At 61.4% G+C, this 22,492-nt stretch carries 21 protein-coding genes; 15 read left to right on the forward strand and 6 right to left on the reverse strand.

The window, feature by feature from the left end; all coding sequences use genetic code 11:
- Both E3O45_RS13545 and E3O45_RS13550 read right to left on the reverse strand, forming a co-directional pair.
- The coding region (locus E3O45_RS13545) for a recombinase family protein (protein WP_166789507.1) at positions 1-101 on the reverse strand (101 nt) is incomplete at its 3' end.
- 1,188 nt (positions 102-1,289) lie between these two features.
- Positions 1,290-1,796 (reverse strand): GNAT family N-acetyltransferase, encoded by a 507-nt coding sequence (locus E3O45_RS13550; protein ID WP_134443857.1) that lies wholly within the window; start codon positions 1,794-1,796, stop codon positions 1,290-1,292.
- Between the two features lie 88 nt (positions 1,797-1,884).
- Here E3O45_RS13550 and E3O45_RS13555 point away from each other — a divergent pair, with 88 nt between their 5' ends.
- The 10 genes from E3O45_RS13555 to E3O45_RS13600 all read left to right on the forward strand — a co-directional run bounded on the left by E3O45_RS13555 (position 1,885) and on the right by E3O45_RS13600 (position 9,597).
- Positions 1,885-2,931 carry a S66 peptidase family protein gene (locus E3O45_RS13555; RefSeq protein WP_134443858.1) on the forward strand — a complete coding sequence of 349 codons (1,047 nt, stop codon included), beginning with the start codon at positions 1,885-1,887 and terminating at the stop codon, positions 2,929-2,931.
- A 121-nt stretch (positions 2,932-3,052) separates the two neighbouring features.
- The gene (locus E3O45_RS13560; RefSeq protein WP_134443859.1) at positions 3,053-3,445 is read left to right on the forward strand and encodes a VOC family protein; all 393 of its coding nucleotides are present in this window, start codon (positions 3,053-3,055) and stop codon (positions 3,443-3,445) included.
- An 84-nt stretch (positions 3,446-3,529) separates the two neighbouring features.
- Positions 3,530-4,021, forward strand: a complete 492-nt coding sequence (locus E3O45_RS13565) for a GNAT family N-acetyltransferase (RefSeq protein ID WP_134443860.1) — start codon at positions 3,530-3,532, stop codon at positions 4,019-4,021.
- Positions 4,022-4,025: 4 nt separating this feature from the next.
- Positions 4,026-4,463, forward strand: a complete 438-nt coding sequence (locus E3O45_RS13570; protein ID WP_134443861.1) for a VOC family protein — start codon at positions 4,026-4,028, stop codon at positions 4,461-4,463.
- Between the two features lie 440 nt (positions 4,464-4,903).
- Entirely contained in the window at positions 4,904-5,299 is a 396-nt protein-coding gene (locus E3O45_RS13575; protein ID WP_166789498.1) for a GyrI-like domain-containing protein, read from the forward strand.
- 582 nt (positions 5,300-5,881) lie between these two features.
- Positions 5,882-6,508, forward strand: coding sequence for a hypothetical protein (locus E3O45_RS13580; protein ID WP_134443863.1), 627 nt, complete (start codon positions 5,882-5,884; stop codon positions 6,506-6,508).
- Between the two features lie 2 nt (positions 6,509-6,510).
- A complete protein-coding gene (locus E3O45_RS13585) occupies positions 6,511-6,804 on the forward strand; it encodes a transcriptional regulator (protein WP_134443864.1) in 294 nt (97 codons plus the stop codon).
- A 310-nt stretch (positions 6,805-7,114) separates the two neighbouring features.
- Positions 7,115-7,480: an SdpI family protein gene (locus E3O45_RS13590; RefSeq protein ID WP_134443865.1), complete on the forward strand. Its 366-nt coding sequence runs from the start codon at positions 7,115-7,117 to the stop codon at positions 7,478-7,480.
- A 91-nt stretch (positions 7,481-7,571) separates the two neighbouring features.
- On the forward strand, positions 7,572-8,093 hold the full coding sequence (locus tag E3O45_RS13595; protein WP_134443866.1) for a hypothetical protein: 522 nt from the start codon (positions 7,572-7,574) through the stop codon (positions 8,091-8,093).
- A 292-nt stretch (positions 8,094-8,385) separates the two neighbouring features.
- Positions 8,386-9,597: an FAD-binding domain-containing protein gene (locus tag E3O45_RS13600; protein WP_134443867.1), complete on the forward strand. Its 1,212-nt coding sequence runs from the start codon at positions 8,386-8,388 to the stop codon at positions 9,595-9,597.
- 783 nt (positions 9,598-10,380) lie between these two features.
- On the opposite strand, the gene E3O45_RS13610 is transcribed toward E3O45_RS13600, so the two are convergent.
- The 4 genes from E3O45_RS13610 to E3O45_RS13625 all read right to left on the reverse strand — a co-directional run bounded on the left by E3O45_RS13610 (position 10,381) and on the right by E3O45_RS13625 (position 15,811).
- On the reverse strand, positions 10,381-10,695 hold the full coding sequence (locus tag E3O45_RS13610) for a hypothetical protein (RefSeq protein WP_134443869.1): 315 nt from the start codon (positions 10,693-10,695) through the stop codon (positions 10,381-10,383).
- 94 nt (positions 10,696-10,789) lie between these two features.
- Positions 10,790-12,418: a GMC family oxidoreductase gene (locus tag E3O45_RS13615; protein ID WP_134443870.1), complete on the reverse strand. Its 1,629-nt coding sequence runs from the start codon at positions 12,416-12,418 to the stop codon at positions 10,790-10,792.
- Positions 12,415-14,001, reverse strand: coding sequence for an AMP-binding protein (locus E3O45_RS13620; RefSeq protein ID WP_134443871.1), 1,587 nt, complete (start codon positions 13,999-14,001; stop codon positions 12,415-12,417). Before E3O45_RS13620 ends, E3O45_RS13615 begins: the two co-directional genes overlap by 4 nt.
- Positions 14,002-14,059: 58 nt before the next feature.
- A complete protein-coding gene (locus E3O45_RS13625; protein WP_241985362.1) occupies positions 14,060-15,811 on the reverse strand; it encodes an aldehyde dehydrogenase family protein in 1,752 nt (583 codons plus the stop codon).
- A gap of 168 nt (positions 15,812-15,979) precedes the next feature.
- Between E3O45_RS13625 and E3O45_RS13630 the strand changes: the two genes are divergently transcribed.
- The 5 genes from E3O45_RS13630 to E3O45_RS17805 all read left to right on the forward strand — a co-directional run bounded on the left by E3O45_RS13630 (position 15,980) and on the right by E3O45_RS17805 (position 22,200).
- The gene (locus E3O45_RS13630) at positions 15,980-17,230 is read left to right on the forward strand and encodes a CdaR family transcriptional regulator (protein WP_134443872.1); all 1,251 of its coding nucleotides are present in this window, start codon (positions 15,980-15,982) and stop codon (positions 17,228-17,230) included.
- 1,657 nt (positions 17,231-18,887) lie between these two features.
- Complete coding sequence (locus tag E3O45_RS13640) at positions 18,888-20,276, forward strand: hypothetical protein (protein WP_134443873.1); 1,389 nt, start codon at positions 18,888-18,890, stop codon at positions 20,274-20,276.
- Between the two features lie 416 nt (positions 20,277-20,692).
- Positions 20,693-20,962, forward strand: coding sequence for a helix-turn-helix domain-containing protein (locus E3O45_RS13645; protein ID WP_134443874.1), 270 nt, complete (start codon positions 20,693-20,695; stop codon positions 20,960-20,962).
- Positions 20,955-21,326 carry a HipA N-terminal domain-containing protein gene (locus E3O45_RS17800; RefSeq protein WP_198418264.1) on the forward strand — a complete coding sequence of 124 codons (372 nt, stop codon included), beginning with the start codon at positions 20,955-20,957 and terminating at the stop codon, positions 21,324-21,326. Before E3O45_RS13645 ends, E3O45_RS17800 begins: the two co-directional genes overlap by 8 nt.
- Positions 21,327-21,405: 79 nt before the next feature.
- Entirely contained in the window at positions 21,406-22,200 is a 795-nt protein-coding gene (locus E3O45_RS17805) for a type II toxin-antitoxin system HipA family toxin (RefSeq protein WP_198418265.1), read from the forward strand.
- Positions 22,201-22,492: the final 292 nt, after the last annotated feature.

Genomic DNA, 22,492 nt, shown 5'->3' on the forward strand with positions numbered 1-22,492 from the left:
AGTGACGATCTAACGCCCAGTCGTTCCAGGGCGTTTTGTTGGGCGGTGAGATCTTGTTCCTCTGTGGAAACGCGTGCGTATCCAATTAGTAATCCATCCAGGGCGAAACCATCCCGCTCTGATGTGAACGGGTCAATAACCGTCGCAGTGGGGGTCCGGCTTGCGGACTGCCCTTCAGGACCATCGGGTGACGGCGCTCACCGGCCGTGAACCGGACTAGGCCCACTGAATCTGCGACCGCACGAAAGCCCATCCATCCCGGCCGAGCCCTTGAATCTGACGCGAGCATTCAAGGGGGGGGGCGTGCTGCGTGCGTTCAAGTTCAGACGGCGAGTCATGGATCGCCTCAGGCTCGACTGTGACTGCTCGCCGTCTGCTTGCTCGAAAAGCGACGAGACACAGCAGCGCTGCGCCGTGGGCCGTGGGTCCCCACCAATAGATGTTCATGACGAATCCGGACCCGAACTGCATTCCGATGCCGACGACGGCCAGCGTCGCGGCCAGGGCCACGCTGACGCTCACTAATATTGCCCATGCGGTTCGGCTGCCGCGCCACACGCCGAACAAGATCACCGCATGGGGGATCAGCCAGAGGAGAGATCATAGGGCGTCCTCGCCGCCAAAGTATCCAACGACTGTCAGCAGAACCGCAATCGCAAACCATGCTGTTGCGCCTACGCGCGCGATTCTTTCCCACAGGCCCACCATGCAACGACTCTATGGCCGGACGTCCGCAGAGGGTTCGGCTTGCGGGTACATGTGAGGACCGCTGACTCTAGCGCTTGCCCTCGCAACCTGCGGTTTTACTCAAGTTGGGGCCATCGTCTCATCGAAGTGGCCGTGACACGTGGTGAGCTCTCATGGACTCGATAGGCTAAATCGTAAGGGGGCCTCAAAATGCGAACAGAGATCCGGAGCCGCACGCCATTCAGACGTACCTTCACCGTGCTGCGCTCGATAGGTGGAGTGGTCATTACGGTGGCCATAATTCTGGCCGATGTCGTGAAATCGATATCCGGGGGCGGGGCCTCCTCATCGGCGTATCAAACCGTAATATTGCCGAGTTCGAAGACCAATGCGTCAGCGGCCACCTCCTCAGAGGAGGGACCGATCACGAAGAAAAAGAGACCGCACAGGAAGCGCAGATCTTAGCCACACTGTTTCGGTTGTAGCGGCGCAGTGGTGGGTGGGGACCGCTGGGTTATCAGCTCACTGGCTGCGCCCAATTCCCGCAGAGGGTTGGTCTAGCGACACCGTGAACAGGGCTCCCCGTCAGGGACGAAATAGGGCTATCGAGCGCAGTTCTGCTCGCGTGTTATTTTCCAATAACTCACGTCTTCGGTATCGAATGGCAGTTCAATCATCCCCAATTTTGCTGCGACGCGTTTGGAGACCTCGTTCTCCTGTTCGATCGTCGCCGAGATCGAATCCAGCGAGGAGATGCGAAACACGTGGTCGAGCATGCCGATCCCGACTTCCGTTGCATAACCGTTGCCCCAAGCCTTCTGATGAAAGACATATGTGAGTTCATCGAAGTCTCGATCCGGCGCTCGAATCACGCCACAATAGCCTACGAACTCGCCAGATCGTGCGTCGAAGACGGCCGAGGTGCCGTAACCGCGATCGACATACTTTCGCTCGCAGATTTCGATCCACTGCGATACTTCGGGGCGGCTGAGGACGGTCCCGTCCCCGACAAATCGCATCACGTTCGGGTCCGCGCAGAGGTCTGAGAAGTCGTTGAGGTCGTCGTGGCGAAACTGTCGCACCGATAGGTGTTCGGTCTGGAATAGCATCGGGCCAGCCTATCCACGCCCGCAGGTCGTTCTTTTTGCGGGCGTTATGAACGTGCGTGGTGATCCGATCCTCTGATTCAATGACTGGATGCGCACATTCACGAACGCCCCCAAAGCCAGTGTCGGCGATCGAGTCGCGATCCTATCCCCGGCGTTCGCGGCTCCTGCGGTGTCCGAGGACGTTCACGAGCAGGCGATGCGACGCCTCACAGAAGTTACTGGGCTTGTGCCGGTTGAGTATCCAACGACACGGCAGCTCGGTGCGAGCGCCGAGGCGCGAGCTGCCGATATTGAGGCGGCGTTCGCTGATCCGAGTATTCGGGCGGTTCTTGCAACGATCGGAGGGGATGATCAGATCACCGTCATCCCACATATCGATACCGACATCCTTGCCTCAAACCCCAAACCGTTCCTCGGATACAGTGACAACACGAACCTGCACAACCTTCTCTGGAAGCTCGGGGTGCCCAGCTACTACGGTGGCTCAACACAAGTTCACCTCGGACCAGGCCCGCATGTCGATGACGTGCATGTGGCTTCGCTGCGTGCGGCGCTTCTTGACGGAGGCATTATCGACCTCACCGATCCGGGCGAGTCCGAAGACTTCGGCGTCTCGTGGACGGATCGCCGCGCCTTGACGGAATTCGGTATTCGTGAACTGACCGAACCATGGGCATGGGCGGGACTAAACACGGTGGCCGAAGGTCCGACGTGGGGCGGATGCATCGAAGTCATAGATCAGATCGCTCTCGCCAATCGGATGCCCGACGTCGCCGACCTGGACGGGGCGATTCTCTTGCTCGAAACGAGCGAGGAACTTCCAAATGCCGACACGGTGAAGCGTTGGGTGCGTGCCTTGGGCGAGAGAGGAGTTCTCAATGCCGTCGCCGGTGTCCTCGTCGCCCGGCCACCCGTTAGCGAACTTAATTCAGCCGTCCCGTTAGCGATCGAGCGCGCTCGACTGCGCGCAGTTCAGCGCGGCACCATCATCGAGCAAGTCGCTCGATATAACTCAGAAGCCGTTATCTGTGTCGGAGTGCCATTCGGACACACCAGACCGCAGTGGATCGTCCCGCACGGCAACACGATCCGCCTCGACGGTAAAGCCCGCACAGTCAGCGCCGACTACAGCTGAAGGCAACGCACTACGTTTCTAGCCGTCAGCCGCAACTGATGGTGGCGACTCCAAACATGTTGTCGTCCCGCAGTGGGTTCCCGTTGAGGCACGACCGGCTCCGCCATGGAACGATGGCCACATGGCATTTGGGGTTCACCACATTGAGATTTGGGTCGCTGACCTCGACAGCGCGCGAAGGTCCTGGGGCTGGCTCCTCGTGAAGCTCGGATGGTCGGTCGATCAGGAGTGGGACGGCGGGATGTCCTGGAGGTGTGGTGACGCCTACCTTGTGATCACACGACCGCCGGCCCTCTCCGGCGACGCGCATGACCGGAGACTCCCCGGAATCAACCACGTCGCGCTCCATGGAGGATCCGCGGCCGACGTCGACCGCACTGTTGGCGAAGCGATAGACCACGGTTGGAGTTCCCTCTACGCGGATCGCTATCCGCACGCTGGAGGCCCCGGCCACTACGCCGCATACCTCGAGAACGAGGCCGGCTTCAAGGTCGAGGTAGTGGGCGCATCCTGACCCAGAAGGGTTCGGGTTATGGCCAGCACTCGTGAACGGGGTGCGAGACAGTCACGTGGTGGCTCGGGAACTAGTGTGGAAGGCATGTTGCGTGCGTTGCCGATCCTTATCTCTACGACACTACCCACGTCTGCTCACGCCGAGGGCGTGTCCCTTCGCTACTACGAGGACATTGTGGGTCGCTACCACGGGCGTCCCGCGTCTCGGCAGGAGGTCTTGGCCGCTCAGGCAGGGTACCCCAGTGATGACCTCGTCGCTCCAACCGGGCTCCTTCTGCTCGCCAGCCAGGGGCACACCGTGCTCGGCTGCGCAGGAATGAGGGTTCGCCCCGGAGCGATCGGTGAGGTGACCAGAGTCTTCGTCGAGCCGACTGCCCGCGGTAACGGCGTGGGGCGGCGTCTCATGGAAACTCTGGAACGCGAATCCCGCGCCTTGGGGGTTATCGCGTTGCGGTTAGACACTCGAACCGACCTCGTCGAGGCGCGAAGTCTCTACGCGTCGCTTGGCTTCATCGAGGGCGAAGCGCACAACGCCGACCCGTATGCAAACCACTGGTTCCGAAAAGAACTGCGGTGAACCCATGACAAGCGCGGAAACCACGCCGGGTCCAGGCCTCGTCCCGGAGCTCCTGGTCAAATCGCTGGCTTCGAGTTTGGATTTCTGGTGCGGTTTCTGCGGATTTGAGGTCTTGTACGATCGGCCAGACGACGGGTTTGCCCATATCACCAGGGGTACGGCGCACATCATGCTCGAGCAACGGGGTGCAGGACGGAACTGGATACCGGCGGCTTTGGAGCACCCATTCGGTCGCGGCATCAATTTCCAGATCACTGTCCCGTCGATCCACCCGCTCGAACGCGCTCTCCGCGATGCTCGTTGGCCTCTCTTTATGGAACCGGAGACGAAGTGGTACAAGACAGGCGCTACCGAGGCTGGTGTGGCTCAGTTTCTTGTGCAGGACCCGGATGGATACCTGATCCGATTCCAAGCGTCGATCGGCCGGAGGACTGTCGCGTAAGCCCTTCGGCTTGCGGGACGTCTGGCAGCAGTCCTTGTCCATCGCACTTCCCCTCTGAAATGTCGTAGTTGTCATTGCCGTCCATCCGGCGCTTCGCGAGCGCGCCTGCCGCGCATCCGGTTTGGAAGCTTCCCGAACCGGATGCGGGTGCGTCTGTCAGCGTCGAAGGGAAGTGCATGTATTTCAGTTTTTTCTCCTGTGAAATCAGTCGTGTACTGGAATGTTGTGTACACCTGTCGAAGTGACCTTTCTGTCTGATGACCCTCCGCCTGCGGATCCGGATTCGACCATTCAGTCCATCAAACCGGCAACAGTCACTCTGGCTAGAGTGGGGAGGCCGTTTATCTTTCGGGTAAACGAGTAAATCGTTCGGGGCCAAGCTAGGAAGGCATCGATGGAGATTGTTGAACTTGGTGAGACTGCCGTCATCGGAATCGAAGTTGTCGCTTACTTCGGCCAGCTACGCATCCGAGATGCCTGCGGCCTGGCGCGAGTTATTTTCACGTCAAGACGAGCTGCCCACCTCAGGCGCCAGCGTCTTCGTCGAGGCCAGCAACCATTTAGGCGACGGCCTTTACCGCGAGACTATTGGAGCAATAGCTGTCGCGGCCGATGCTCCCGTGCCTGATGGTATGACTGTGGCTCTCCTGCCCGGTGGAAGATTCGTCCACCACCGGCATGTGGGTTCGGTGGCAACCATCACAGGCGGTTTCCAGAGCATTTATGACTGGGCTGCAGAGCAGGGATTGACTCTCGGGAACCGTAAGCTCGATGTTGGTTATACGGGCGCCGGTGTTCAGCGGCCGCACGAACTATACGTCAACGTTCTCATCTGACGGCCTTCTCCGTCACGACGGAGTCAGGCTATATCTGGCCGAACCGCAGTTCAATGCCAGCGATCCGCGCAGCTGTCGTAGTCGACCGGATGAGGCAGCCTCGTCTCCCTGGTGAGGACGGCGGGAACGGCTCAATCGCCGTGCTTTGGCGAGATTTCTTTCCGGCACGGGTAAGTCAGGGCAAGTTTGCTCGGATGGGGCGTGTGGTCCCGTCTTCGCGGGGCCGTTCCCGTTGGGGGTCGGCGGTCAACCCGCACGCGGTGAAGGTTGGGTCTGCGACGGTGGACGCGGCGCGCGCGCGCGCCGAGCAGTTCAGCATCAATACCGCTCCGCAAATCCTGTCCGTTCCCGCGACGGCTTGGACCAACACGCCCCCGAGAAGGACGGGCTATCACTCGCCGACTCAACATCCACTGGCCTCATGTACTTCGACACAGTCCGCACGGCTGAAGGGGTCCATGTGATTCGGTGTGGTCGGTTCCGAGACTCATCGGGCAGTTGTAGCGAGCAGGCCTTGACTTCGTATGGTTTGTAATTCAAACTGGTTGTAATTTACAACCAAAAATTCGATCGGGGAACGACATGACTCAGCAGACTCCAGCTTTTGATGCTGGCTCGGCGCTATCTGCGCTGCGCCAGAGTGAGGCGAGCGTCCGCCGCGCCACAAACCCTAATCCACCGATTCTGTATCTGCTGTGGGGCACGGTTTATACCCTGGGCTACCTCGCGGTGCATGCTGCGCTGTTCGGATGGCTACCGATGAACTTGCCGCTTGCGCTCACGATTTTCGCGGCGCTAACTGCGGTTGGCGCCGCGATTTCCGCGGCTTTGGGTGCCCACGCAGGGAAGGGACTACGGGGCGAATCCCGCCGTCGAGGTATGTTCTACGGGCTGACTTGGGCCTCCGGCATGATCTGTGTCGGATTCATCGTCATCGCTCTTCTGCGGCTCTACCTCGAGTCCGCCACGGTGATTTGGCTGTCTAGCGTGATCGCGACCCTTCTTGTCGGCGTCTTGTTCGCCGCTGCCGGTGCCGCATTCCTTGACCGGTTCATCTTCTTCCAAGGCATCGCTCTACTTGTGGCTAACGTGGGAACGCTGCTGATCGGCCCCGGCCCGTATGTCCTCGTCGGGTGGCTCGCCGCCTGTGCTGTTCTCTTCATCGGAGCGGTCATCGCGGCCCGTCGAACGACAAACAGAATGGGCTGACGATGAAGACGCCTCTTGATCCCGTTATTCACGCGGACGCCCGCCTGCGCATTATGACTGCGCTGAACGCCATCGGAGAAGGAGATTCGGTAACTTTCCCCAAGCTTCGCTCGATTCTCGACATCACCGCTGGCAACCTGTCGGTGCATTTGCGCAAGCTTGAGGACGCTGGCTATATCACTCAAGAGAAGACCATCCAGGGGCGCACCACAGCCACCTATCTTGGAATCACCCCGCGAGGTCGAACCGCCTTCCTCGAGTATCGAGGAACTTTGCTTGCACTTCTCGATGAGTGAGTAAATGGACAACGGAAAAACCTAGACACAGCACGTAACACCAAGCATTTCTGGCTTGCCGGATCATCGGGCACCCCGTCGACTTCAACCGGCCTTCCATTTGGGTATCTCGTCTCTAGGAAATGGGCCCTCGGATGGATACAAAAACTGCGCTACGGCTCGAAGCCTGGCCGCGCGTGGCGCTGATCCGACCCGTGAACAAATCCAGCACACCAGAAGTCGACGTTCACGAATAATCGCCCGCACAGCGTTCCGCTAACGGGTATGCACTCGCTTGGTCGGCGGATGACGCAGACCGTAGGGTGAAAGTATGGGCGAAGAGACAATAGCCAGGTTGGTGCTGTTCGTGGTCTCGGTGGGCTCTGGCGTGCTGGTGCTCTGGATGGCGCAGGCTGCAGCCAGCGGACGACTTAGACGCAATCCGGTTGCCGGAATTCGTCTTCCCGTGACCATGGCGAGCGATAGTGCGTGGCTCACCGCACATCAAGCAGCTAAACGGCCGACCCAGTGGGCCGGCTGGTGCGCGATTGTCTTTGCTTTTCCGTGTGTACTTCCTCTTTCTTTGCCGTTCGCGCTCACATCCATTTTCATTGGGGCCGTTGGACTGCTCGTCTTCGTGCTTTACGGCGCCGTCGTGGGAAGCCGTGCTGCACGCGCCCTAGCCGACGGGGATTAGAATGCGTTCCACCACAGACGGTGATGAAGACTGCGAGCGCCACGACCAATGGCTCCGCTGCCCTCAGTGGTACGGAGCGAACGGGGGCGACATGGCCAATACAGGACTGGCCACGGCGGGAAAGCGTCTAGTCGGTCTTGGCGCTGCGTTCATCGCAAGCGCAGTACTGGTGGGATGCTCGGGTCCGATGATGAATGCGTGCCCGGCGATAGGGTGGGCCAACACGCTCACCGTGACGCTCAACGGCGAAACGGATGACGTCAGCCTCGTGCAGCTGTGCATAGATGGTGAGTGTTCCACCCCTGCTCCAAGCCAGTCGCATTCCGACGAGTCGGCTCCGGGCGAGGTGCTGGGACCGGAGGATCTTGCGACGTACACGCCCGATCCTCGTGCAGTGGAGCTCCCGTATTTTGCTTCCAAGATCAGTGACCACTCGTGGGAGATCGCCCTCAGCATGTCGTCCCCGAGAAATGTGACACTCCGTGCGTTCTCAGCGAGTGGGATTGTCCTCGCCGACGAGGACGTGACGCTCAATTGGGTCCGAGTCGGCGGTACCGAGCGTTGTGGAGGCCCTGAGGAATCTGCCCCGGTCATCCTCGTGATTTCAGCCTGAAGCCTTCAGGCTTTCTCGAGATGGGGTGTGTCCCGCAAGAGGTTCCCGTGTGACACAGCGCCGGCGCACTCAGCCACCGGGTGCTTTGGCCCAAAAAACTGTGTCGCTCGACGTCCCCGAGTGACACGGCATCAGTGGGCGCGGCCGCCGGGCGGTTTGGCCCCAGATCTGTCCCGCAGTCCGGCGGCGAATTCAACAATTCGTTGCGACGACCGGTTGAGTTCGCCGTTCTGGGTTGCCCCAGGGGGCCGACCTGGACCTTCTCAAATTCACATGGTGCATGATGAGAGGGATGTTCACTCCTACCCGAGCTGCCGGCCTCGAAACCCTCGGCCTGTTCGTCCCTCATGCGGGGCTAGATTACACGCGAGACCGCAATCACGACACTGGACCCTCCCGTGAAAACGTCTCCGGTCTCTCTCCGTACCTCCGCCACAGACTCCTGACCGAGCGTGAAGTGGTTTCGGCTGTGCTTGAACGGCATCGGTTCGGTGCATGCGAGAAATTTGTGCAGGAAGTCTTCTGGCGGACGTATTGGAAGGGATGGCTCGAACAGAATCCCGAGGTGTGGCGACGGTATCGCCGCGATGTGGCCGAGCCCGGGCTCGCGAGTGACACACGCTCCGGAGGTTACCGCGAAGCCATCGCTGGGCACACCGGCATTGATGCGATGGATGCGTGGGTGCGTGAGCTTGTGGACACCGGATACCTGCACAACCACACCCGCATGTGGTTTGCGAGCATCTGGATCTTCACGCTCGGCCTGCCGTGGCAACTCGGTGCGGACTTCTTCTATCGACACCTTCTTGATGGCGATGCCGCCTCCAACACGCTCTCCTGGCGGTGGGTTGCCGGGCTCCAGACAGCCGGAAAGACCTACCTCGCGACGGCATCGAACATTTCTCGCTACACCGAGGGCCGGTTCTCGCCATCGGGACTCGCCACGTCGGCACGAGCGATCATCGAAGAGCCACTGCCAACGCGGGCACCGATTGCTCCCGCCGAGTCCACCCCATTAGGCGCCCGAGTGGGGCTGTTGCTGCACGAAGAGGATCTGGACGCGGCAAGCCTGCGCGCCGAGTTTTCCTGGTTGGATTCGAACCGCCGACTCGTGGCTATCGCCGGATCCACCGATCCCGACGAGCGCTCGCCCTCCGGCGCCTCGGATGCAGTGCGGCGATTCACGGCATCAGCCCTCGATGACGCTGCCAAGCGGGCCTTAGACGCCCTCGGGCGACCGGGGAGAGTACTGCCCGACGCGCTCCCCTCCACGGTTCTGAAGTGGGCGGAGTCCGAACGCCTCGATACGGTGGTTATGCCGAACGCACCGGTAGGCCCGGTGCATCAACGGATGCTGACGCTCGGCGCCGCTCTCGCCTCGGAGGGAATAACGGTCACGATCGTCAGGCGGCACTGGGACACGCTCGCTTGGCCCTACGCCGCGCGCGGGTTCTTCCCTTTCCGCGAGCGCATTCCTGAACTGCTGCGCCAGCAGGGCTTGTAGACCCGGGACCCTGACACAGGGCGACACGATCAGCAGAGTCGAGCATCCGCCGGACACATCACGCGGCACAATGCTTAGAGCGTCGGTAACTGCTTACTAGTCGGTCTGGGGAAATCGGAAAGCTCAAAACCCCCACTTCGGAGGTCAACGGGACACCGGCGGTGTTCAGTCCATACTGCGATGTATTTCACAACGCCGTGCCCACATTGGAGGAGCACGCGGAGAGTATCGTTGCAACCTCACATCGTCGAGGAAATGCCCTGTCACCAATGCTTTTCTGGGGATTTCGGCTACTGTCCCTAACCGTGTAGGAGACCCCGCAAGGGTTCCCCTCTGACACGGCCTCAGAGTATTCGACCGTTGCATGGATCAGCCCCAGATCTGTCGTGCTCGACGTCCGTCAAACGAGATGCTGGGGATGCTCTCTCCTGGCCAGGCACTCGACGGCGTACTGCCTCGAACGACACCCCGGGCCTAGGCTCGCGCTAGGTAGGGCGCTCAGGTGTCCGCGAATCGAGGGGTGGTCGAAATGGAATTCAGTGCTCTTTCGTGGTGGATCTTCTGGGTGGTGGTCCAGGTTCTCGTTGTGGTTGGCATCGTCGTGGCTCTGGGGCTTTTCATCCGCTGGGGACGGCGCAAGAGTGCGATTCTGGAGTCAAGCAATCCACGGGAGGGTCACGGGCCCGCTGCCACCGGAAAGTAGCGAGCGCATGGCTGGGCGCGATAAATGCACGCTTCCGATCTGGACAGGCATCGTCGTTGCCACCTCGCGGTTTTACTCGACTACGACCGCCTTTCGCTGACCTGCTCTAGCAGCGCAGGCAGTGTTCTGGCGATATAGGGGGACTCGGAGAAGTTCGACTCGGTATACGAGGAGAGAAGCCAAGCTTCAAAGGATCGCTCCCAGGTGTCGAGAATCACACCATCACCTTTCGGGGTGAACGCCGAAACCCCACCTCGAAGTCGTTGCGCACACTCCTCAACGAGGAGATCATTCACCGCATCCAACAGCACATCATCGGTAGGGAACAGGGAACGGCAGGCGTGCGGATGAAGCCCAATCTGTTTGCAAACATCGCTGACCAGCTTCTGCTTCACGCCACCGCCGGTCGCGAGGGAGACTCTGGCCGCGACCGTGATCCTGCGCCGAATGGATCCGCGCTGCCGCGCGATCCTCGCCGCTGGACTCACCTCAATGAACCGAAGCCGCTTCCACTCTGGTCGGCACCGATGCGCGCAGAAGATCAGCCGCCTTCTCGCCGATGATGATGGATGGAGCATTCGTGTGCCCCCGGATGATCTCCGGCATGATCGACGCGTCGGCGATGCGAAGTCCCTGCACGCCGCGCACACGCAACTCCGGGTCGACCACTGATCCAGCATCCGATCCCATGCGAGCGGTGCTCGTTGGGTGGTAGAGGGTCTGTGAGAACTCATCGATCACCGTGGCATCACGCTCGGCCGCTGTCTGAGCATCCGACCCGGCGGGTTGGATGAACTTGCCGTCAGTCCGCGTTGGAGCGAACGCCGTGGCGGCAAGAATACGCTCGCACACGCCGAGGCCCGCGAGCAAGGTGTCACGGTCTTCTCCGTTCGCATCGCCCAGGTAATTCGGATCGATCATCGGTTTCGCGAGCGGATCGGCGGAGGCGAGTCGCACGCTTCCGAGGCTCTTGGGCCGCAGCAGAATAGCGCCGACACTGACGCCGTGCCGCGGCGCGGCCACGAGCCCCTCACCGATATATGGCACGGCGGCGAAGAGCACCTCGATGTCGGGGAAGGCGAGCGATGGGTCGGTCTTGACGAAACCGTACGCCTCCGCAACGTTGGAGGTGAGCATGCCGCGCTGCTGCGAGACGAAGTCGTTGAGCTGCTCCTCGGTCTCGGCACCGAAGAGGGTGTCATCGTCGGTCTCGACTGCCAGCGCCGCGAACAGGTGGTCGCGCATGTTCAATCCGACCTCCGGAGCATCGACGAGCACGGTGATTCCGAGGGAGCGGAGGTGCGTCGCATCGCCGATGCCCGACAGCATGAGCAACTGCGGTGTGTTCACCGCTCCGCCGCTCAGCACGATCTCGCGGCGCGCGAAGACCGAGGTCGGGGTGCCCTCGCTGAGGTACTCGACACCGACAGCGCGGGTTCCGTCGAACAGCACTCGAGTGGCGTGTGCCCCGGTGAGAACGACCAGGTTGGAGCGCTCGGCTGCCGGCGCAAGGTAGGCGGCCGACGTGTTGTGCCGCATGCCGCCACGCTGGCTCACCATCGTTTGACTGACCCCTTCCGGGTTTGCCGAGTTCGGCGCGACGAGTGGCATTCCGACCTCGGCGGCAGCCTCAAGAAAGGTTGCGGTATGCGATCGAGGGCTGCGTTGGTGCGAGATCGAATTCGCGCCGTCCGTGCCTTGGTCGGGATCGCTGTTGCCCTCCACTGCCTCCGCCTTGCGGAAATACGGCAGGAGCGCCTCGTACGACCAGCCGTCCCCGGCGAGCCTTGCCCAGTTGTCATAGTCGGCAGCGAATCCGCGCACCCACATCATGGCGTTCAGGGAGGATGAGCCGCCGAGCACCTTGCCACGTGGCCAGTAGATCGACCTCCCCATTAGCTCGGCCTGCGGCGCGGTCTGGTAGTTCCAGTCGGCATCGGACTTGAACAGCTTCGGGAACGCGGCCGGGATGACGATTTCCTGCTTATCGTCGACACCACCGGCTTCGAGCAGCAGAACGGAGATACTCGCGTCTTCGGTGAGTCGAGCTGCGACAGCTGCTCCGGCCGATCCTGCACCGACGACGATGTAGTCGAATTCTTCAGCGTTGGTACTCATACGAGCGCTCCTTTTGACCGCAGATCCTTGCGCAGGATCTTGCCTGACGCCGACTTCGGGATGAAGTCGATCATTTCCACCTGTCGAACCTTCTTATGCGGGGCCACCCGATCGGCGACCCACATCATGATCTCCTCCCCGGTGAGCGTTGCCTCCGGTTGCAGTCTCAGGAATGCTTTCGGCACCTCTTCACCATCCGCGTCGATCACACCGATGACTGCGGCGTCGGCGATTTGGGGATGCCCCAGCAACAACGACTCAAGCTCTGCGGGCGCGACCTGATATCCCTTGTATTTGATGAGCTCTTTGAGTCGGTCAACGACAGTCACGTACCCCTCGGCGCTCACCGTTGCGATATCGCCGGTGTGCAGAAAACCGTCGGCGTCGATGGTCGCCCGGGTTGCTTCATCGTTTCCGAGGTAGCCCACCATTATGTTCGGGCCGCGGCACAGCAATTCGCCGGGCTCACTCACGCCCACGGCCGGGATCTCGATGTCGTCTCCGGTGAGCGGGTCAACGATACGGCACTGCACGTTTGGCACCGTCAGACCGACCGAGTTCAGGGGAATATCGGTTCGACCTCGGGGTGAGGCATGCGATACCGGGCTCATCTCGGTCATTCCATAGCCTTGGAGAACCTCGCAGTTCAGCCGCACGGCAACAGCGCCGCCGACGATGCCGTCCAGGGGCGCCGCCCCCGAGAACACCGTACGCAGGCTCGACAGGTCAAATTCGCTCACCAGCGGATGCTTCGCAAGCGCCACCGCGATGGGAGGAGCGATGAAGACGTAGGTGATGCGCTCGGACTGGATGAGACTGAGGAAATCAGTCAGATCGAATCGTGCCATGGTCACGAGGGTGCTTCGTTGTGCCAGAGAGATGTTGAGCAACACCGTCATGCCGTAGATGTGGAAGAACGGCAGCACAGCCAGAACGCGATCATCGGCGCTCACGCCGATGATGGGTGCCGACTGCGCAACATTGGCCACGAGATTGCGGTGGGTGAGCATGACGCCCTTGGCCTTGCCCGTCGTGCCCGAACTGTATGGCAGCACGGCCAGGTGCGTTGCCGGATCGAAATGTACCTCGGGCGCGGGATGCGCCTCCACGATCAGGTCGGCCAGACTCGTGCTCCCGCTGACCTCACCGATGCTGATGATGTTGTCTGCTGCCACACCGGCTAGATCGGCGGCTTCCGCAGAGACGGCGAACAGCGTATCCGCTGCGATGATGGCTACCGCTTTGGAGTCGGCCAGCTGCGTGGCCATCTCACCGGCCGTCGACAGTGCGTTGACGGTCGTCGCCGTAGCGCCAGCTCGCAGAATGCCATGGAACGCCACGGCGAAAGCGGATCGGTTCGGGGAGTGCAGCGCCACGACGCTACCCACACCGATGCCACGAGCGTCGAGTGCCCCCGCAACTGCTTCGATCTGGCGCACCAACTCGCCGTACGTGGTGGTCTCACGGGTCGCCCCGTCGACGAGGGCAATGTGGTTCGCGGATGCGACTTCGAGTGAACCGAAGAGGTGGTCAAAGACGCTGAGATTGGGGATTTCGACGTCGGGAAAGGGACTGGTGAACACGGCGGCTCGCCTTCTGGCTGGGGATGAGTGTGGGGGAGCGTGCGGGATGACCGGAGGGTCAGGCCCGGAATGCCGCCAGGAAGATGGCGGGCATCTTCAGCCATGACGGTTTGGCCGCGAAACCCGCGAGACGACGTCCGGTCGTCGCGGCGGAACGCGCCTGCACGAACCACGGCGGCTTCGGGAAAAGAGTGAATTCTCCGTGTGCGAACGATCGCGGAAACGGCCGGAACGGGCCGCGAACGATCGTGCGCTCTGGCCGATCGATGAGCAGGGCGTTGTGCACGGTTCCAATGCCACTCTGCACGTTGTCGATGGTGGCACCGGGGAAGGCGCCCCACGACGCGGTTGCTGTGAGGAATCCGAGGCCGGTCCACGCATTGATGGCGATCGTGCCGTAGCGCAGGCGTGCAATGGACTCGAGGAACCCGGTTCCGAGCTGCCGGATGACCTTGGGCTCGACAATGAGATTCGCACCGAGGGTGCCGACGAACTCGTCATTGGCCAGCGTGACGGCGGCGTCGAGGAAGGCTTGCCCCGTGCCCGGCACTTCGACAACGCCCAGCACCGGGGAGAAATATTCCGTGGTGATCACGTTCGATGCGTCGTCTTCGGCTGTGACATCGATCAGCAGGCGGCAGCCGTCTTGGCCCATCCGCTCGGCGGTCGGATACGCGGCCGATGCGGCTCTCATGCGCCCATCGCTGCCGGGGTACCAGGCGGGGCGTTGAGGTGCTGCCGCCAGTGCCCGTCGGAGTTCGGCGAGGAACGCTTTCTTCTGGGGCCAGTTGCTGCTGACGACAACCACTTGGCCGGCAATGCAGTTGTATCCGCCGTTGTGCAAGCGCTGAGTAACGACGTGCTCGGCCTGATAGCGCAGGTCATGCTTCGTCCATGCGCTCGGAAGCACAATGATGGGCGATACTCCGCCGAGTTCGCTGGTGATCGGTTTGCCTAGTAACGGGGTGCCCGTTGCTTTGCGCCTCGCGGCATCCGCGCCCGTTCCCCAGACGATGGCATCGTGTGTTGCCGCACTCCCAGTGATGTGCACGTGCGCGATGCCATTGTGCTGCGTGAGATACGCACCGACGTCGCCGGCGCCCTGCACGATACGAAGCACTCCGAATTTGATCAGGGGGGCGAGAGCCTTATCAAAAACGGATTTCATTCCAGCCATGACCGGGTTGAGTTTGAGCAGCACCGACCGGTTGTTCGCGACGATCTCGTACAGCACGTCGAGCGGCGGAATCGACGTGATATTGCCGGCGCCGAGCACGAGTCCCACTCCGCCCGACGTTGTCGGCGTGAGCTCACCCAGGCCAGCGCTGGCCCGTACCTCCTCGGGAGAGCGGCCAGGAGCCATCCAAATCTCAGCGCTGAATCCGTGCAGCAGCAACCACTCGTACCCGTTGGTCGGAAGTACCGGGACGATGACGCGACCGCCGGGGGCCGTTCTGAATCGGCTGCTGGCAAGGGGGCTCCTCCCCGCAGCGAGGGCTGCGATGGACTGAGCGAGGGTACCGGCGCCTGAAAGGCTGGCATACGGGCCGGAGATCCACTCTTCCCCGACGAGCTGTGATGACGGGTCTAGTCCCTTGATCGCAGCGGCAGTCTCCGCCCATTCCTGAGCGGCCGCCGTCATGGCTGCGTGCACAGCTCCCAGTAATGCGGCTCGTTCGGAAAGTGGGGTGCTGGCCCAGCGCTTGGCACCCGAGGCCAGCTCGATGATGGCGGCGTCGAGTTGGTCGCGCTGCTGCTGGTCGAGGGGCCGAATGGGCTGTGTCCTCGACATCGGATCGGTGGTAGTCATCAATCTCCTTTGATTGTTGCCTGACGGCGACCCGGATTCCGGGTTGCGGTGTCAGGCTAGTCTCGGCTCCACCGTCAGCGATAGCGATGGGCCGCCGCCGCGATTTCGGAACTGTGCATTGTGCGGCCGCACAACCAAACGGAAGAGTCACCGGATTACACTGTGCAAATGGAACGCAATGAAGCGCCGCAGAGCATGCCGACCCAGGATGTCATGGTGGACGGCGCTCGCGAGCTCTTCTCGGGCATGATCGACTCGGTCGGCGAGTTATCAGACAGCATCGTTGCCCAGATCATCAACGGCGAGCACGACTACGCCGAGAGCGTGCTCGGCGCCGGTGTGCTCGAAGGTATCGTGCATGACAACCTCGAGGCGATCCTGCAGTGCCTGCTCGGCATCAACGACTCGCTCGCCGCACCCCGCCATGCCGGCCGCGTGAAAGCGGAGCACGGCATCCCCATGGCGAGTCTCCTGCACGCATACCGGCTTGCCGGTCTACACCTGTGGGACGCGTTGATGGCGAAGGCGACGACGCCCGAACACGCAACAGCGCTGCTCACCGCGTCATCCGGAGTATGGGGCATTATCGACCGGTACTCGAGCGCCGCTGCGGAGACGTACCGAGAGGTCGTCGACGAACGGGAACGCAAAGACCAGCAGAGCAAGAACGTCGTGCTGCTCGCGATTTTGGAAGGCGAGTTCTCGGGGGATGCCGGTCGAGCGGTTCGTGCTCTTGGCCTTCCCAAGGAGGCAACCTTCGTCGTTCTTGCCGTTGAGATGCGGCACTCAGATGATGACCCAATTCCTGCCATAACCGACCGACTGCGGGGGATGGGGGTCAGCTCCGCCTGGGCTCCGTGGAAAGGTGAGTATCTGGGCCTGCTCGGAAGTGTGGCGGGTGCGCACCCTTCCGCCGCCGCGCACGCACTGGTCGGAACCGTCAGTTCACGAATCGGGGTGAGCCTGCCGATACAAGCCCTCGAGCGCGCGCCTGTCGCGGTGCGACAAGCGCTTTTGGCCATGCGTTGCATCGCCCCCGCCGCGGTGGGAGTGCATCTCTACGGCGCGGCCCCGATCGATACCATTCTTGTGTCTCAACCCGCATACGCTGCCGAACTCCGCGATGGCGTTCTCGGCGGGCTGGCTGACCTTGATCCAGACGATGCCCGCGTGCTTCTGGACACGCTTGAATGCTGGTTCACCACCGACGGTTCGACCGCCGAGTGCGGCAAGCAACTTCATTGCCACCGAAATACGGTACTTCACCGACTGGGGCGGATAACCGAGATGACCGGGCGTTCCGTAGCCAAACCCGTGCAGGCGGCCGAACTTTTCACCGCCCTTCGAGCGGTACGACTGGCCGGTTTGTGGGCGACTCCCGTGCGCGCGCCCTTGCGGGCAGCCCCCCGGAGCGCTTGAGCGGACTCACGTCTGATGGTGTTGTCGCTCGCTGGGCACTGCAACGGTCGTCGCAGCTTTCGCGGTCGTCGTGGTCGCGATGAACGTTGGTCCTAGGGGAAAAGGACCATGGCTCTCCCCGGTCTGGGCGGCGGCGGCGCGGGTGCATGTTTTCGGGCCACAGGGTGCGGCTGGGTCTATTTCAAGGCGGCTCGAGAGGAGAGGGCGGGTTACACAACAACGTGCAATCTTTCTCCTGAGGTACCTCAAGTTGATTATCAGACGGGGGAAGTCCTGAGAGAGGTGGGGGAGCCTCTGCTTATGGTCTATACCGCGCAACAGCGGAAGGGAAGGTAGCAGGCGCCCAACTGAGCTGCTCCGGAGAGTCTTCTTTTGTGGCGATAGTATTCGGCCCCGCCGGGGCTGTCTTGGGCGGCGTCCCAGGCATCCTCGAGGTCAGGCATGCGGACGAAGTGTGTTCGGATGCGGTGGTGGCGGGCGATGCGACGCCGGTGCAGGCCATCACAGGGTGGAAGGGGCTTTTCGGGTGGTGCTCAGTCACACCAGCGGCGCGAGCTGTCGATGGCGCTCACGTACATTAGGGGTGGAACTTACCGACGTAATTATTCAGGGGTGGGTTGAGCATTTCAGCACCACCCATTGGTGCATTTCAGCACCACCGATCGTGCGAGAGAACGCCAATCGTGGTTTGGCCGGGAGCCACTGACGCTATCCGTCATCAATCACGCGCTGGCCACCGCGCTGTGGTCCCTCATGTTCTAAGTACCCGTCTCCACCCAGACCGTGTTGTGGATGATGCGGCCCATGATCGCGTCTGTATGAACTCCGGGGCGGAGGCGCTGGTGTCAGCCCTTCTGCTGATATTGAGTGCAGAAGCGCGTCGACCCAGCAGCGTGTCGCGTTTCGATTCCGCTGGCCAGTCCAGCGGCTACTCGCCAATGACCAACGGCGTGAAGAATGTATATTCACACAGGAACGTGCAGGCGCAGCCAGGAGTGTCGTGGGCTGCGACCCAGGCTTTCTCGAAGTCGGGCATCCCGGTGCCATTCGCGCCGATGCGGTGCAAGCTGTTAACGCGATTGAAAATCGTCAGCAATGAATATAGTTACGCGGAGGTTTTCTTAAGAGTCAACGTGCACTCTTGACGACATTCGGGCGGTCTTTTAGAATTTCGGCCGTGCTTGATCTCGGAAAGGCGCCGGGTCGCGATGGCCGTTCGCGGTGAGATTTGACGGACGCACATTTATTCAACGTTTATTGCCTCGAAACAGGCCGAAGCCAGTCCAGCTATTTCGAGAGAACGGAGGCCTCTAGACCGAAGAACTCCTCGTCAGGTCGAGAATACTCGAGGTTTTGGCGCGTGCCTTGAAGACTCAATAAGGAGCAGGGCGCAAACCGTCGGTCCCGGGTTCAAGTCCCGGCCGCCCTACTGTAAATCTAATCTGATCAAGGTTTCTTGTCTGTACCGAAAGGGCAAGACTTGACTCACCCATTGTCTATCCATTGCTGATTCCAAAAATTTCCGTCCTTCTGGGGTTCCCATAGAGAAGGTGCACGACCCGGTTCGAGTCATCTGGCATGACCTCGATCCATTCGGCCTCGGCGTCGTGGGCGCTGAGGAGGTTTCAGTCTGCCATCGCTGTTTCACCACCCCGGCGTGAGCCGCATCCGTCTCGTGCACGATTGCAGTCTGCGTCGACGCAGCATCCTGTTCGCTGCCCGGAAGCGCGCGATGGGCTCGGTCGACCTGATAATTGGTGTGCGCGAGGTCGAGGCCGACCTTCTTGGCGACGAACTCTTCGCGTTGGATGGCTTCGCCGTCGCGTTCGACCTGGAAGATGCGCACTTAGCCTTCGGCGACGACGATGTGTCCTTTGGTAAAACGGGGCGCCCGGTCCGCGGTGGCGCGGTCGGCGACGAGATTGTAAAGCGTCTGCTCGATGGCGGTAGTGCGATATGCGCTGCGGAATCTGTCGGGCCTGTTTCGTCTTCGATTCGAATGAAAATCAACGGTTTGCACGCACGCGCCTTTCCAGCCTGTCCTGGACGGCTACGTCCGCGACGGGCCAGCGGTGGACGACGCTTCGAGGTCGGTGTTGCGGCGCGCAATAGACTCGGGAAGATGCGGCGACAAGGGAGACGAATGAGCGAGCTGGAGCATCACGTTCGGGCACTGTGGACGTTGTTTGAGCCGATCCACGCGGTGACGTATTTCTCCCCGGAGGCGAGGGAGGCGTTCGCGGATATCGGACTCACTCGTTACTGGGACGGATACTTCGCCGGTCGAGCCGCCCCGCTCGGGGCGGTGACGGCTGCTCCGGTGGTGGCGATTTTCAGTGGGTTCGCTCCGTTCTTGGTCGAGCGGGTGCTGCCGGCTGTGTGGTCGACGGTGACCGTAGACCGGGTCCTCGACGCGCGGTCGCGGGGTGCAGCAACGACGTTGCGAAATCTCGTGCCCGACGAACGATCTGTCGCCGAAGCGGCTGACGTACTTGCCGAGATAGCGGCTCGTGTCGATACCATTGGTCGACCCCTCGCGGCGGCGAACAGCGCGCTGGCGGTAGAGGCGGATCCGTATCGCCGGCTCTGGCAGGCCGCGGCCACGCTTCGCGAGCATCGCGGTGACGGTCATGTTATGGCACTGGTGGAGGGCGGGATCGCGGGCATCAGTACTATCGTGTTGCGCAGCGCGGTGGATATCGACGCGACGAGTGTGCGGAAGGCGCGCGGCTGGACAGAGGAAGAGTGGGCTGTCGAAGTCGAAGAGCTCATGACTCGGGGGCTGCTGACCGGCCAGGGCGAGATCAGCGAGAATGGCAGGGTGGCAGTGGAGCGCGCCGAGAACATGACCAACCAGCTGGCGGTCGGTCCGTGGCGCGAATTGAACGACGCTGAGATCGCACGTATTGCCCGCACGCTCGCGCCCATCGCGAGAGTGTGCCAAACGGTTTTTCCGTTTCCAAACCCGATCGGGATGCCCCGGCCCTGGGATCCGAATCTCGACCCGAACGCATCCGCCGTCCCGGTGTCGCCGCGGGCGAGTTGAAATGATTCCCCTGTGATATCGAGCGAGCCAACCGCGGCTCAGTAATTTGCCTGAAAGTGCGACGTCGGAGGTCCCGCTTGCGGGCCTGGATTGTGCTCGCTGACGACAGAATACATCTGACGTCTGACGACATCAGCCGGCGAGACGTGACCTCGCTGATTGGATAGGTGGTTGCCCGAGCCGCGGTACGTCACGCCATCATGCCGACGCCGATGCATCCCCACTCATCCGGTCGGAAGGCCACTCCCTCGCAAATTTTCAGAGATCATGCAGTCACCAACCGCCTGGTCGTGCGCTCCGCAAGTGGGGCCAGTTCAGTATTCGTCTCTTGACGGTAGTAAAGCCTTCGCCCCGCTTGACGGCGATATTGCCATCAGATAATCTGAAGGGAATAAGACCTTCGCGAGGAGAATGTCATGGCTGCACGTGGAGAAGTGAAGGGTCCTGAGGGTCTCGGTCGAATGCTGCAGCAGGGCCGTCTCGTGCGCGGCTTGACGCAGCGTGATCTCGCGGACAGGTTGGAGACCGACCAGAAGTACATCTGGGGTTTGGAAGCCGGAAAGAACACCATCGTGCTTGAGCGCATCTTTGCGATCATGCGGGAGACCGGTATTCGCATGTATATGGAGGTCGATCCAGGCACCGACGGGCCCCAAGACGACGTTGTGGATGAGCCCCGTGGGTGACTTGCGCGTCGAGCTATACGGCGAGCTGGTCGGGCATCTGGTCGGTGCGGACCGTCACACATTTGATTTCGTAACCGCGAAGAATGCCATCGAGACCTTTGGGCTCGGCAGCACGATCCTCTCGGCATTAGTGCCGTTCGACCTGGTCCGCAACCGCAGCCGGGCAGCGCGAAGACGCAACTTCTTCGCCGAGCTCTTACCTGAGGCCACCGCTCTGGATACCCTCGCCGCTGAAATCAGAGTCTCCACCGACGACACCATTGCGCTGTTGGCACGGTTCGGCCGCGACGTCGCCGGCGCTATTCAGATTTACGATCCAGAGGGGGCCGGGGGAGCCGCGAACGCCGGCCGTCGCGCTGGTTGACAGGGTCGAAGTGGGCCGGATGCTCACCAATACTCAAACCGCTCCTCTCGGAAACCGGCCGCAGTCTGGGCGCACGTCCTTGGCCGGCGTCCAAGACAAGATCGTGCTTGCGCGACAGGATGACCACTGGTTTCAGGTCCTCGAAGGGTATCCGTCGACCCACATCATCAAGCCGCCGTCCGTGCGCCACCCGACCATTACCTTCGACGAGGAATACGGCTTCCGAGCGGCCAAAGCGGCCGGCCTCACCATGCTCCACACCTGGATCGAAGACTTCAGCGGAGTCCCCGGTCTGGTCATCGAGCGCTATGACCGATCACCCGACGCGCCACAGGGACGCATTCACCAGGAAGACATGAACCAAGCTCTCGGCGCATCAAAGAACGAGAAGTATCAAGAGTACGGTGACAAGGTCTCCCTCAAGCGCATAGCGGATGTCCTCGGTCGCGACGGCGACCGAGCCTCCGTCGAGCAGCTCCTCCGGCTCCTGACCGTCTCGCAGGCCGTGGGTAACCTTGATATGCACGCCAAAAACATCAGTATGCTCCACCTCCCGGACGGCGGCACGAGGATCACCCCGGCCTACGATGTCGTTCCGCAAACGCACCTCGACAGCGACGGCAAAATGGCTCTGGCCATCAATCGAAAATACAGCCATGCCGCCATCACACTCGATGACCTCGTCGCCGAAGGCGAGGCGTGGAAGGTGCGCGCTCCCCGGCTAATTATCACGTCGGTGCTGGAGACCGTGGAATCCTTTGCCCGTTCAGAAACTCCGGTTGAACAGTCTTACGCCGGGCTCCAGGACGACATTGCGCAGTTCACCAAGAATCTCCTCAGCGGACGCCCCACGGGTAGCAACGTCGGCGCGTGAGGACTTGACGCACGCATGTTTATTCACCGATTATCGCCCCGAAACCCGCCGAGACGGCCCGAGGTGTTGAGATAATGACAACGACATCTCACGCAAGAAGCTCCAGATCAGATCGAGGAAAAGCGAGACTAACCGAGGTCTGAATCCGGCCCGAGTATCAGCCTAAATGGCCTCGGTGCAAACCGTCGGTCCCGGGTTAAAGTCCCGGGAGCCTCGTCAAAACGACACCTGATCAAGTCTTGTCTTCACTGGCGAACGTGTCACATTCGGAGCATTTCCATTAGTTCTGGGT

Source organism: Cryobacterium sp. TMS1-20-1, assembly GCF_004402355.1.
Lineage (GTDB): Bacteria > Actinomycetota > Actinomycetes > Actinomycetales > Microbacteriaceae > Cryobacterium > Cryobacterium levicorallinum.